13 protein-coding genes are annotated in these 12,404 nt (G+C 47.0%); 3 read left to right on the top strand and 10 right to left on the bottom strand.

The genetic code is table 11. The annotated features are described in order from the left end of the window. Positions 1-59: 59 nt before the first annotated feature. Entirely contained in the window at positions 60-737 is a 678-nt protein-coding gene (locus ACLVWR_RS11095) for a glycerophosphodiester phosphodiesterase (RefSeq protein ID WP_413580719.1), read from the bottom strand. Between the two features lie 8 nt (positions 738-745). Beyond that, positions 746-1,207: a hypothetical protein gene (locus ACLVWR_RS11090; RefSeq protein WP_413580718.1), complete on the bottom strand. Its 462-nt coding sequence runs from the start codon at positions 1,205-1,207 to the stop codon at positions 746-748. 261 nt (positions 1,208-1,468) lie between these two features. On the opposite strand from ACLVWR_RS11090, the gene ACLVWR_RS11085 reads away from it, so the two are divergent. Further along, entirely contained in the window at positions 1,469-3,205 is a 1,737-nt protein-coding gene (locus ACLVWR_RS11085) for a tetratricopeptide repeat protein (protein ID WP_413580717.1), read from the top strand. Positions 3,206-3,209: 4 nt separating this feature from the next. On the opposite strand, the gene ACLVWR_RS11080 is transcribed toward ACLVWR_RS11085, so the two are convergent. Further along, positions 3,210-3,623 carry a DUF1398 domain-containing protein gene (locus ACLVWR_RS11080; RefSeq protein WP_413580716.1) on the bottom strand — a complete coding sequence of 138 codons (414 nt, stop codon included), beginning with the start codon at positions 3,621-3,623 and terminating at the stop codon, positions 3,210-3,212. A 73-nt stretch (positions 3,624-3,696) separates the two neighbouring features. Here ACLVWR_RS11080 and pepT point away from each other — a divergent pair, with 73 nt between their 5' ends. Next, positions 3,697-4,929 (top strand): peptidase T, encoded by a 1,233-nt coding sequence (pepT, locus tag ACLVWR_RS11075; RefSeq protein WP_413580715.1) that lies wholly within the window; start codon positions 3,697-3,699, stop codon positions 4,927-4,929. 6 nt (positions 4,930-4,935) lie between these two features. Here pepT and ACLVWR_RS11070 read toward each other — a convergent pair whose 3' ends face one another. Both ACLVWR_RS11070 and ACLVWR_RS11065 read right to left on the bottom strand, forming a co-directional pair. Beyond that, positions 4,936-5,427 carry a hypothetical protein gene (locus tag ACLVWR_RS11070; RefSeq protein WP_413580714.1) on the bottom strand — a complete coding sequence of 164 codons (492 nt, stop codon included), beginning with the start codon at positions 5,425-5,427 and terminating at the stop codon, positions 4,936-4,938. A 40-nt stretch (positions 5,428-5,467) separates the two neighbouring features. Continuing rightward, a complete protein-coding gene (locus ACLVWR_RS11065) occupies positions 5,468-6,973 on the bottom strand; it encodes a methyl-accepting chemotaxis protein (protein WP_413580713.1) in 1,506 nt (501 codons plus the stop codon). A gap of 266 nt (positions 6,974-7,239) precedes the next feature. Between ACLVWR_RS11065 and ACLVWR_RS11060 the strand changes: the two genes are divergently transcribed. Continuing rightward, positions 7,240-8,610 (top strand): short-chain fatty acid transporter, encoded by a 1,371-nt coding sequence (locus ACLVWR_RS11060; protein ID WP_413580712.1) that lies wholly within the window; start codon positions 7,240-7,242, stop codon positions 8,608-8,610. Between the two features lies 1 nt (position 8,611). On the opposite strand, the gene ACLVWR_RS11055 is transcribed toward ACLVWR_RS11060, so the two are convergent. From ACLVWR_RS11055 to ACLVWR_RS11035, 5 genes are all read right to left on the bottom strand, one after another. Continuing rightward, the gene (locus ACLVWR_RS11055) at positions 8,612-9,154 is read right to left on the bottom strand and encodes an inorganic diphosphatase (protein ID WP_413580711.1); all 543 of its coding nucleotides are present in this window, start codon (positions 9,152-9,154) and stop codon (positions 8,612-8,614) included. A 9-nt stretch (positions 9,155-9,163) separates the two neighbouring features. After that, complete coding sequence (locus ACLVWR_RS11050) at positions 9,164-9,901, bottom strand: hypothetical protein (protein WP_413580710.1); 738 nt, start codon at positions 9,899-9,901, stop codon at positions 9,164-9,166. Between the two features lie 91 nt (positions 9,902-9,992). Next, the gene (locus ACLVWR_RS11045) at positions 9,993-11,234 is read right to left on the bottom strand and encodes a hypothetical protein (protein ID WP_413580709.1); all 1,242 of its coding nucleotides are present in this window, start codon (positions 11,232-11,234) and stop codon (positions 9,993-9,995) included. 115 nt (positions 11,235-11,349) lie between these two features. Then, positions 11,350-11,730, bottom strand: coding sequence for a hypothetical protein (locus ACLVWR_RS11040; protein ID WP_413580708.1), 381 nt, complete (start codon positions 11,728-11,730; stop codon positions 11,350-11,352). 327 nt (positions 11,731-12,057) lie between these two features. Beyond that, the gene (locus tag ACLVWR_RS11035; RefSeq protein WP_340599213.1) at positions 12,058-12,255 is read right to left on the bottom strand and encodes a hypothetical protein; all 198 of its coding nucleotides are present in this window, start codon (positions 12,253-12,255) and stop codon (positions 12,058-12,060) included. Between the last annotated feature and the right edge of the window lie 149 nt (positions 12,256-12,404).

The following is a 12,404-nucleotide window of genomic DNA, read 5'->3' as shown; positions in this document are numbered from 1 at the left end:
CTGGCAGGGCCAGGCCTTCATACTGAACCATTTCTTAACTGAAATTCAACAGGCAGGGATCAACCCCACTCCATGGCAGTAAATGGAGTATCAGTTCCCAGGAAATCAACACCAAGGGCTTTCATTTTTTTGAAGACTTCAATGTCGTTGGCGTTCCACGCAGTGACCGTAAGGTTCTGCGTATGACACTTTTTAACAACGGACTCATCAATCCAGTTTACGCTAAGAGAAATACCGTCAGCTTTTGCTGCGCGAACGATTTCCACTGGATTCATCGGCAATCCAAAAAGCAAACAGGTGGTTTTAATTTCCGGATTCGTGGTTTTGAATTCATGCAACCAATTATGGTTAAAGGAAATGACGGTAACTCGTGAAATATCAAACTGTTGTTTTAGCAACTCGCCAAGTTTCGAAAAATTTCCTGGGGACTTCACTTCAATCTGCAACTCCATAGTGGAGTCCTTATAAAGTTGCAGCACGTCCTCCAACTTGGGCAGCTTATCATCCTCTTTGGTGCGAACCTGGGAAAGCTCTTCCCAGGATTTTATAGCGACAGGCCCCGTGGACGTCGTCGTGCGATCCAGGGTGTCGTCATGATGGACCACCCACACCCCGTCGGCACACTGGTGAATATCAAACTCCACCACTCTGACTTTTGATTCAAGCAACGCCTTAAAGGAGCGCATCGTATTTTCAGGAGCCCGGTCGCGGGACCCTCGGTGACCCATTAACTTCATAATACCTTTTAGCGAATCTGAAAGCCTTCGCAGGAAATTTTAACGTCACGATATGGAAACTGACGATCAATTCGGCCTTCAGCTTTCAACGGAAAGCCACTCTCATCAACTTTAATTTTGAGAGAGTTAATAACTTGATAAGGCGCGCCGAACTCATTTGGTTCTTCGTCCCTTTGTTTTAGCTTCAGTGTATTACCTGTATAAGTCTGCTTGGAGTCGACCGCGACAAAAACCGCCTCGCCCAAATCATTTGCCAGTTGCAGGTACTTCATTCCGTCCATCAGATATCCACCCGACATGGAAAGTGTACACCCTTTACCCAGTGCGGATCCTTCGGAACGAAACCGAACTGCATCATAGGACTTGGGCAATTTCGCGTAGTTCTCGACAAAATTTTGCACACCGGATTGAGCCAACGCCATTGAACCAAAACCCAAAGAAAGTCCTACTACCACAAATTTTAGAAACACAAATCACCTCACATCGAGAGTCCTATTAAAGCCGGCACAATACACCAAATCCGGATCTTATGGCTTTTTAAGTACATTTCATTTGCAAAGAGTTCATGACTGTCCAGAAAAAGAACACCCACCTTTGACCATAAAACCCGCACCCATGGCCAGTTTCAGACGACAAAGAGCGCGATAAAGGACGAGGACTTTCCCCGATCTAGAACAAATTTATTATAAATCTGCAAAGTTCTTTACACTGTATCCTGACAAGGAGAACAGATGCTTTCTTTCGTTAAAACAAATGCAAGTATTGGTCTTTTACTTACCCTTACCGCTTGTGCAGGAATGTCCACGAAATCGTTGGAGTCCCAGCAACTAGCAAGCATCAACACTCCCAACTCGCCTGTTGATCCTTTAAATGTGCGGGCCCAAGCTGACTATCAATTCATTGTGGGTGATGTCTACAGCCGCGAGGGCAAACCCGCGCAAGCTATTAAATTTTTCGAGAAAGTGGCAGCTTTGGATCCAAACTCCGCGGCCGTTCATCTGCGCCTGTCCACTGAGTATCAGAAAACCAAAAAGAATATAGAAGCACTTAAGCACGCCGAACTTGCCGTTCAAAAAGATGGCAACAATATCGAAGCACGCCTGGTTCTGGCGAAGCTTTATTCTGCAGAAAAAAACTATGACAAGGCCATCTCTGAATACAACACGGTGTTGAAGCTTGATCCAAAGAACACTGATGCGCCCGTTTATATTGGTGCTCTTTATGCTGATAAAAAAGAATACGCAAAGGCAGAGCAGTACTACAACAACCTGTTAAAGGATTCAAAGTACTCGGCCCCTCATGAAATTCACTATTATCTGGGTTTGATTCACTTGGAGCAAAAAGGTGCACAGCATGAAGCGGCGGCTGAAGCGGCATTTAAAAAAGCGCTAAAGTCCAAAGACGACTATGAAGATGCCCTGGTCTCCCTGACGGATCTTTATTTAAAACAGAAGAACCGCGGCAAAGCCCTTGCTTTGTGCCTTGATTTCCAAAAACAACATGGCTTCGTGGCCAGTGTTGCCGACAAAATTTCGCAGATCTATATCGAAGACGGCAATATGGATAAAGCCTATGAACAATTCGAAGTCATTGCCGGCGGTGCCAACTCCTCCATGGAAGCACAGATGAAAATGGCGCTTATTTTGATTAAACAAAAACGCCACCCTCAGGCCATCGCAAGCTTGAAGCACATTCTGGCGCAAAGCCCAAGTGCCCATGCCGCTCGTTATTACCTGGCCGCTGTCTATGAGGAGTTGGGGGATGCGGAAAACGCGATTCGCAACTTTATGATGGTCCCTGCAAGCAGCGAGCACTTCAGTGACTCGATCGTGCATGCGGCTTATTTACTCAAAGGCCAGGGCAAGGTTAATCAGGCCCTGACCCTGACTGAAAATGGTCTTAAATCGAATGCCGGCAAAGCCCAGATGTATACGATGTATGCCTCCCTGCTTGATGCCAAGGCCGATTACCTGGGGGCTGCTCGTGTGTTGGAAAAAGGTCTTTCCAAGTACTCCCACAACGTCGGCTTGTTGTTTCAGCATGCTTTGATATTGGATCGACTGGGTCAAAAAACAGCCATGATTGAACAAATGAAAAAAGTGTTGGAGCTGGAGCCCGATCACGTGCAAAGCATGAGCTACCTGGCGTTTTCGATGGCGGAAATGAATCAACAACTGCCTGAGGCCGAAAAACTTGCCCGTCGTGCTTTGGAACTAAATCCACAGGACGGCTATGTGATGGATACGTTGGGCTGGGTGTTGTTTAAGCAAAAAAGATTTACTGAATCCGTGCAAGTGCTTGAGAAAGCCTTTGCGCAGCAATCGTCAGCAAGCATTATCGCCGAACATTTGGGGGATGCTTACTCTATGCAGTCCCAAACCAATAAAGCGAATGCGATGTACACAAAAGCCGCCGAGCTGACTTCGGATAAAAAGCGCGCCAGCCAAATCCGTGGCAAAATCCAATAAGAATCTAAACTTCCACAGCGGGGTAGTCTTCGATATAGGACTCCCCGTTCACACCGTAGTAAACGACTTTTCTTGCGGTAAAGTCGACATCATACCCCACCACTCCTGCACTCCAGGCCGCTCTTAAAAATTCAGGGAAATTGCTGTTACCGGCCTGATCTGTTCTTAAGGCTTTTATCAATGCGGTTTGGTCAAATTTTGGAATGATCTCTTGTCCTTTAAGCAAAGGTTCGCCCTGCTGAACGATGGAACCTTCTTTAAACAAATACACCGACTGACATGCCGGGAGCGTCCATCTGTTCATGGTGACACCCGCTTGTCGCAGCACTTCCGCCAAAACAGGAAATCCCCCTACTTTGGGACGAATTGCAAAAGCTCGATTCATGGCGGTTGAGAGTCTGCTGGCGAGGTCAGTCATAGGCTGGCTCCAGATAGAGGGTTCCAAGTTAGAATGACTTGCTGTCTTTAAAAAGGCAATTCACAATATCGACATGAATCAGAACCTTGAAAAACAATTAGTGGAACGTTTCTTTAGATATCTTGCCGTCAGTTCACAGAGTGATGACAACGTATCTTCACTTCCCAGCACTCCCGGACAACAAAAGCTGGCCGAGCTGTTAGCTTCGGAACTAAAGTCACTGGGTTTGCAAAACATTGTGATCGATCAAAATGCCACGGTCACGGCGGTCAAGCCCGGGACAAAAAAAGGCGGCCCACGCATTGGCTTTATCACTCATATCGACACCGTTGATGTGGGCTTGAGTCCGCACATTCACCCACAAATCCTGAAATTCACTGGGGAGGATGTTTGTCTGAATAAAAATGAAAACATCTGGCTTCGCACAGCGGAACACCCGGAAATCCTGCCGTACAAAAATCAAGATGTCATTTTCAGTGATGGCACCAGTGTTCTTGGCGCAGACAACAAAGCCGCCGTTGCGGTTGTGATGACTTTGCTTGCGAACCTTTCCCTTGAACAACAATACGGCGATATCGTAGTCGCCTTTGTTCCTGACGAGGAGATCGGACTTCTGGGTGCGAAAGCCATGGATCTGTCCCGCTTTGACGTGGACTTTGCCTACACCATTGATTGTTGTGAGTTGGGCGAGGTTGTTTATGAAAACTTTAATGCAGCCACCGCCGATATGACATTCACCGGGGTCACGGCCCATCCAATGTCCGCTAAAGGTGTATTGGTAAATCCAATTTTGATGGCCCAGGATTTCATGGCCTTGTTTGACCGAAATGAAACTCCGGAAAACACAGCGGGCCGCGAGGGTTACATCTGGTTTAACGGCATGACAGCCACTCAACAAGAAGCCAAGCTGACTGCTTCAATTCGCGACTTTGACTTGAACAGCTTTGCTGTAAGAAAAAAGAAAATTGCCGAGGCTACGGCTGCGATTCAAAAGAAATACCCCACGGCTTCTGTCAGCTGCAAAGTCACCGACACTTACAGCAATATTAGCAGCGCCCTGGGCGAAGACCGCCGGGCGATTGATTTGATTTTTGCGGGACTTAAAGAAATCGGTGTCGAACCCAAAGTCATCCCGATGCGCGGAGGCACTGATGGTGCAGCCCTTTCGGCAAAAGGAATTCTGACTCCCAATTTTTTCACAGGAGCTTTGAATTTTCATTCAAAGTATGAATTTTTGCCAATCCCATCATTTGTAAAGTCCTATGAACTGGCAGAGAGGATTTGCTTGTTGGCGGCGAAGACGTAGTTTGATTTATTTTGGCTTTTTGGCGATGGAAAGAAAGTAAGCGTTTTCACTTTTTTTGGTGGCGCGAACTTTCTTTGCTGTCTTCTTTTTGGCAGTCGCTGATTTTTCGGCTGAATCGGGCGCATCCATTTTAATAGGCAGACCCAATAGCGGATTTGCCTTCGAGATCTCGCGCATCATCTGCTTTACCTGATCCTCAAAGTCATCCTGGTCCGCAGGTATATACAGCCAATCTTTATTGGCCGGATGATTTTCCAAGAACAGATACTTCAGGAAAAAGGCATTCTGGGCTTTTTTTAGGACCGGAAAAATCACACCATTCCAAAGCTCAAAAGAATAAGACACACCTTTGTGCTCATAAAGCCCGCGACGCTCAACCAGAATCATCACAAGCTTCATATCGACGTAATAAGCCATGCCGCCATGTTTGGGATGGGCATCATACCCCGGCGGCAATAGTTCTTCGATCCAAAGGAGATCATTAACAGGTGAATCCATGTTTCTATGATTTCCAATGTTAAAACAAAGATCAATCTAATTAGGCAGCAATTCTTTCAGCCGGTAAATGCGGCTCCTGAGAATGAAACGAAGTCCCTTCCGCTTTTGCCTCAGTAGTTGCGCTTCCGCCTTTGATCGTCGTTACCAAAAGACCCACGATTTGATTCAGTTGGTCCGCTTGTGCTGACAACTCTTCCGCGGCCGCCGAGGCCTCTTCAGATGTCGCCGCATTCACTTGTGTCACTTGATCCAACTGATTCATAGCCTTGCCGATTTGGGCAACACCGTTCGCCTGCTCATCACTGGCAGAGGCAATCTCACGACTGATTCCAGTCATTTTATGGGAAGAAGCCACGATTTCCTGCAGAATTTCCGCACTGGAGCTTACTTCACTGGAACCCAATTCAATTTTTTCAACGCTGCCTTTGATCAAATCTGAGATCTCTTTGGCCGCTGTGGCACTGCGGGACGCGAGCGCACGAACGGCTTCTGCCACAACTGCAAATCCCTTGCCCTGCTCCCCGGCACGAGCCGCTTCGACGGCCGCGTTCAGCGCCAAGAGATTTGTCTGGAATGCGATATCATCAATAACTGTGATGATCTCCTCGATCTTTTTTGAATCCTTGGAGATTTCATTCATGGAACCTTTAAGCTTCCTAATCGCCGTGTCGCCTTTGCCAGCAATCACCTCAGTGTCGGCCGACATCTTGGCGGCTTGATTGGCATTGGCTGCGTTTGTTTTAATCATTGAAGACAGCTCTTCAAGCGTGGCAACAGTTTCCTCGAGTGAAGCGGCTTGTTCTGAAGAGGCTTCCGCCAATTGGGAGGATGTGCTGGCAATCTGTTGCGAAGCCTGTCCCACTTGGGCTGAGTTGGAATTAAGGTCTGAGATCACACGATTAATAGAGCGACCAATCGCACGCAGCACCAGGCCTGACATTAAAAGACCCAATAAAATTGAAACTGCAGCGCCCACGGTCATCAAGGATTGGGCGCGAGCGTATTCTACTTCCGCTTCTTTATTATCAGCAGCCATATCTTCGGCGGCACTTGCAATCATACGGTCAGTCACTGCGGTGGCAGCAATACGAATGGGACGACCTTTCTCCAGCAGTAATGCGACAGCCTCTGTGGTTCGGTCGGTATCGACAAAATTAATAATTTCACGATTTAGCAGAACCCATTGTTCATAGGGAGCCATAAATTCAGCCAGATCCTTCAAACCACCAGGACCTGAGATTTTTTTGCGGGATTCAACCATATCGCGAATGGCCTTATCACCCTCTGTAAGTTTGGTTTTACCTTCTCGGCGAGCCTCAACAGACGGATTCAACAGATAATTGCGTTCTTGAATCAATTGATCCTGAAATAACGCGTTTAATGAATGGTCCTTGTGACTTCTTTGCGCCGTTACTTGAGTGGCCCGTTCCAGAATTTCATTCAAACTTGCCATGCCCCAGTAACCCACACCAGTGATCGACAGAGCGCCCACGGTCATAACTCCGACTATACCCATGATTTTGAAATTTAAACTTTTGCTTCGCACGGTGGACTCCTCAATAAATCTTGATGTCTGAAAAACTTCGGGCTGTTTGAGGGTCTACTTTAATGGTTTTATGGGTTTTATTTTGCAACATGAGCTATGCAATAGTTCAATCGCACATTGGTCTATCAAATCATGAGATACATTTTGGATGCGCGTGTTACTTGGTCCTGCGAATTAACATTCGCAAATACCACCGCTGCAACTTCCCGCATGACAGGTCTAGGACAAAACTATTTAATAGTATTATTCACGAAAGAGGTCGCACCATGAATACAACGTCTTCACGCAATGGAATTTTCCGCAGGTTGATCAGCTTATCTGTCAAAGTCGTCAACGAGTACCTGCCCGATCCATTTATATTCTGTGCTCTGCTGACTTTCATTGTTTTCATCGCGGCATTCCCGGTGACCGGCATGGGTCCCATGCAGATTATCAATGGATGGTATGAGGGATTCTGGAGCCTGCTGGGATTTTCAATGCAGATGATTTTAGTGTTGGTTCTGGGACACGCCTTAGCCAACTCCCGGCCCTGTGCCAGAGCACTGTCAGCCCTAGCCTCAAAACTACACACGCCCTCACAAGCGATCCTTGTGGTGTCATTCGTATCCCTGGCGGCTTCGTGGTTTAACTGGGGATTTGGCTTGGTGATCGGTGCAATTTTTGCGAAAGAAATCGCACGCAAAGTTAAGAATGTCGACTACCGCTTGTTGATTGCCTCTGCCTACACGGGATTTCTGATCTGGCACGGGGGACTTTCCGGTTCCATTCCCCTAACCATTGCCACCGATGGCGCATTGGCCAAAGCTTCAAACAATGTCGTCAGTGGAGCCATCCCCGTCTCTGAAACTTTGTTCTCGACCTACAATCTGTTCATCGTGATTGCGTTGTTTTTGACAGTTCCTTTCCTGAATCGCTTTATGCATCCGCGGGCTGAGGAAGTGGTCACCGTGGATCCGAAGTTGTTAGTGGAAGAAAACATGGACATCGACGAAAGCGGTGGGACGTGGGCGGATCGCATTGAAAATGGCAGATGGGTTTCCCTGGTGTTGGCAGCCATTGCGTTGATCTATATCGTGAATTACTTTTTCACGAAGGGCCTGGATCTGAATCTGAATATCGTGAACTTCATCTTTTTGTTCACGGGTGTGCTGCTACACGGAACCCCTCGTCGATATTTAATCGCTATTCGCAATGCTGCCACCAGCTCCAGCGGCATCATTCTGCAGTTCCCATTTTATGCCGGGATTATGGGTTTAATGGTGGTGAAAGGTGACTCTGGAGTTTCGCTCGCCGGTGCCATGTCGAACTTCTTCGTGGATATTTCAACTCAAACCACGTTCCCCTTCTTTACCTTCATCGCCGCCGGCATCGTAAACTTCTTCGTACCCTCCGGTGGTGGACAGTGGGCCGTGCAAGCCCCGATCATGCTGCCTGCCGCGCAAGAGCTGGGAGTTTCTATTGCGAAAACATCCATGGCCATTGCCTGGGGAGATGCCTGGACAAATATGATTCAACCATTCTGGGCGTTGCCAGCTTTGGGGATTGCAGGGCTGGGGGCGCGTGACATTATGGGCTTCTGTTTGATCACGCTGCTGTATTCCGGAGTTGTGATCTCGGCCGGCTTCCTGCTGTTTTAGTTTATTTTTTGATCAGTTCGCTTTTCATTTTCTGATACAAATCCCGGGCTTCCAAGATCACCTTGCAAGCCTCGGGTTTTCCGTAAAAATCCCGAACCTCGACGGATTTGTTTTCCAAGTTCTTATAGATCTCAAAAAAATTGCGGATTTCCTTCAGTATGTGCGGCGCCAGTTCGTTGATGGAATTCACTGTGACCATCTCAGGATCATCGGCATGCACGGCGATGATTTTGTCATCTGACTCCCCTTGATCCATCATATGCATATATCCGATCGGCCGGGCCCGCATAATGGAAAGAGGATAAACCTCGGCCTGACCCAACACTAAAATATCCAGGGGATCATGATCACCGCAGTAACTTTGCGGAATAAACCCGTAATTGGCAGGATAATGAACGGAGCTGTACAGAACCCGGTCCACCATCAGAAAACCGGAATTCTTATCCAGTTCAAATTTTGTTTTGGAAAATCTGGGAATTTCAATCAGAGCATTCACCAGTTCTGGTGCGTCCTCCCCCATATCGACATCATGCCAAGGATTCATCGGAACACCTCACTTGGATATTTGCTGCTTGAGTTGCAGCAAACTGGATTGGCTGACATGAACGACACCCCGGCGAGGACGGTCCAAGTCCTCAATAAGTGCGATCACCAGAGCAAATAATACCGCCAGCGCCAGAATGCCGACGTGAGAACCGCCACCATTGGCGCCATTCATATAGCCAAGGAAAAACGTTCCCGTGATTGCCACACAAATGATCATAAAATAAATCAGCCCGGGAACCGTGTTTCTAAGAACAAAGTCCCAGCTTGCACTCAAATCAATTGCTTCATTCAATGAGCTCACAAAAGCCCCGGTCAGAGCGTTAGTCTCCAAACGGGAAGCGGCCACTGTCTCGCCCCAGATCAAATTCTGCAGACGTTCAGTCTCCTGCATCACAAAGGTCTTTTCATTCTCATCAGGATACCTTTGCAGGATCTTAAGTCTTACATCGACATATTCTTTAAGATAGCTCTTAATATTCTTCGAGTGAGGAGAGCGCAGGAAGTCAGCTCGCAGGTAAGTTGTGCCAATGGCATTTGCTTCAGCCAAAACCAATCTTTGACGATTCTCGTATCGAGTTACCGACATGGAAAAGGTAAAGCCCAAGATCAAAGCCAAAAGGCCCAGGATGGATGTAGGAATCAACGAAGAATTGGAGTCGGGTACGCCAAAGCGCTTGCCACATTTGTAACCTACAAATGCCGCCACCAAAAGCAGCACGACCACCCAAACTATTGTGACCCACAACCTCATCTCGTACACAGCCTTACCTCGCTGGCCTTGATTGTAGCTAATACGCGGGGTCGTGACTGCGTGGAATCAGTCTATCTGATAAAAGTCAAAAAACAGACTTTAGGTGTTCTTTGAAAACTGGCAAGGAATAGAATCCGCAATGTCCGCCAAATGGTAACACCATAGCACGTGGGCCGAATTGCTTTTGCATCCAGGCAATGTCAGCAGGCTTGGAGAAAAGATCATCCACAGTTGTCACCATGTAGATACGGTCGTTGGTGCGTATCAAGTCAGCCAGACCATAGATACTGGCTTCATGGTTCAATTGTTCCACTGTGTAGTCCGCCCCATGAGTGCGCTGCAAGGTAGGAAGCAGGAACAAACTCATGTACTGCGCAAAAGAATATTTCGAGATCTCGGCATTGCGTGCATTGCGTTTGTATTTGGTCGCAGGAACTTTCAAAATCCCCAAATCACGAACTTGCTGAGTGGAGAAAATAATCCCGCCCAAACTGCCATGAAATTCGTTGCCAATCAGGTATGACAACTCAAGATCTGTGAAGCGCTCTTTTTTAAAAACTTTGTCCATTTGCATCGGGTCACGCAAACTGACTTTGCCGCTGGTAACCGCATCAGTCACACGCTGCACTTTGAAGTTCACGCTTTGTCTTTGCTGCGGAGTCATCTGATTTTTCACATCAGCCAGCACATCCAGTCTTTCCACTGCATGCAATAGGTTCGCCGGTGGATTGATAACCATAATTCTTTGGAAATCAAAGGCGCGCACTTTTTGATCGATTTCACCGATGAACAAACTTTGCAAACCACCCAAAGAGTAACCCAGCAAGGAATAACTTTGTGGTTGAATTCCATGGTTCGCCTTCAAAGTCTTCGCGACTTTTTGAAAAGCCAGGTAAAGATCAGCAGCGTCCTGGGGAGTATAGCCCGGCAAACCGCTTTTGCTGCCGGCAACCGCAAATCTCCATGAAAATGGATTGTCGACCGTCACCACGTGATAACCATGTTTAAATAGTTGTTCTGCAATTAACAACACACCCGCAGATTCAGAAGTTCCGCCGGTTCCGGGGATCAGGAATACCAACGGTGCTTTTTCGTCTGCGCGCAATCTGAAGCTATAGTTGAAATCAACAGCTCGCTCCATCAATGGAACTGACTTACGGGATGGAAGCAACGTCACCTGACCACGCTGAAAGGACGAAGCACTTTCGGCAGTCACCAAAGTTGAAGTGATAGTCGCAGCAAATGGATTTTTTAAAAAGTCAGGGATCTGAGCAGCGAAAGAAGCAACAGAAATCAACGAAACCAAAACGAACGAAACTAAAGACATAACTTTTCCTAAACAGGGCACGAAGCCAGCTCTGTCTTAGAAAAGAATGATTAAATAAGCAAGACTTTGATAATTAGGGAGCGAAAGCACCTCAAAGAGCGGTTTCAAATTGGCACTACGGTAGCAGCGCCTCGTGAAATTCCTTATAAGAAATGTCACCTTTTCCGTCTTTATTAACCCGGTCAAACTCTCCATCCAGGCGGTTATAGAGCTCATCGATCGTGATGTACTTATCCTGGTTCACGTCCGCACCTTCACAAATTCGTTCGGCAAGGATCGCTGGGCATAGTTTTTTGGCTGGTAGCTTCCCCGTGTCTCCGGCATCGATTTGACTGAAGCGCCCCTGGAAATACATTTTGAACTCATTGCGAGAGATAGACTTGGAGCTATCCAGGTCCGCGGTCTTAATGGAATTGATAATGTATCGGTCGGAAGGGGCCTTGGTACTGCAAGCGGCAAGCAATAGCACAACTGCCATAGAAACGATCAACTTCACGGGATGGCTCCATTTGCATTTAATTCGGGTTCTAAACATTAACTTTTTCGAAGAACCAGCCGATAGTATAGACGCAAAGGCTCTAACTGTACGTTTTTTCAGGAGTTGATGTATCAAAAAGAGACGAACTAACGACATCATCGTCGTACTCATATTAATCTGCGCCGTAGGCTTTATCTTTTTCATGAAGGACATAGTCGCCAAAGACCGTTGTCAGGAACGCCGGGGTTGCTGGGACGAGGTTGAAAACACCTGCCGCAAAGACGAACCCGACGCCCAATATCTTTGTTCACGTAAAGCGGAATAGTTATTCCTTCATTATGGTAGCTAGTGGTAGTGACCACCACTCCATGAAGGAGGATCGCTTGCGGGAAAGGAGTCATCATCCATCGCATCCAAATCATATGGAGTCGATCGGTCAGAATTTGGAGTCACTTTCTTCTTTTCCTCAAACAAAAATTTTCGTGTTACCACAGCCGCCGTCACTGCAAGCAGTGATACCAATACGACATTTCTCACACTCATATTCAACTCCTCCGATCTGATTTGAAATATAAAACAAAAATAGCAATTTGAAATCGTACGGTGTCTCAAAACAAATTTCCAATTTATGATTTGAAGTCACTTATCAAAGTTTCTTAACGTTTCTCTCTGTGTTTTGCTCATGTTCAGCC

This window comes from Bdellovibrio sp. HCB288 (assembly GCF_047305935.1).
Taxonomy (GTDB): domain Bacteria; phylum Bdellovibrionota; class Bdellovibrionia; order Bdellovibrionales; family Bdellovibrionaceae; genus Bdellovibrio.
The sequence above is the reverse complement of the archived record's forward strand: the minus strand, read 5'-3'. Positions and strand labels throughout refer to the sequence as shown.

What these genes read in the sequence shown, in the direction of transcription:
- ACLVWR_RS11095 (WP_413580719.1), bottom strand. Translation starts at nt 737, where the DNA reads ATGAAGTTAATGGGTCACCGAGGGTCCCGCGACCGGGCTCCTGAAAAT.
- ACLVWR_RS11085 (WP_413580717.1), top strand. Translation starts at nt 1,469, where the DNA reads ATGCTTTCTTTCGTTAAAACAAATGCAAGTATTGGTCTTTTACTTACC.
- ACLVWR_RS11080 (WP_413580716.1), bottom strand. Translation starts at nt 3,623, where the DNA reads ATGACTGACCTCGCCAGCAGACTCTCAACCGCCATGAATCGAGCTTTT.
- pepT (WP_413580715.1), top strand. Translation starts at nt 3,697, where the DNA reads ATGAATCAGAACCTTGAAAAACAATTAGTGGAACGTTTCTTTAGATAT.
- ACLVWR_RS11070 (WP_413580714.1), bottom strand. Translation starts at nt 5,427, where the DNA reads ATGGATTCACCTGTTAATGATCTCCTTTGGATCGAAGAACTATTGCCG.
- ACLVWR_RS11060 (WP_413580712.1), top strand. Translation starts at nt 7,240, where the DNA reads ATGAATACAACGTCTTCACGCAATGGAATTTTCCGCAGGTTGATCAGC.
- ACLVWR_RS11055 (WP_413580711.1), bottom strand. Translation starts at nt 9,154, where the DNA reads ATGAATCCTTGGCATGATGTCGATATGGGGGAGGACGCACCAGAACTG.
- ACLVWR_RS11045 (WP_413580709.1), bottom strand. Translation starts at nt 11,234, where the DNA reads ATGTCTTTAGTTTCGTTCGTTTTGGTTTCGTTGATTTCTGTTGCTTCT.
- ACLVWR_RS11035 (WP_340599213.1), bottom strand. Translation starts at nt 12,255, where the DNA reads ATGAGTGTGAGAAATGTCGTATTGGTATCACTGCTTGCAGTGACGGCG.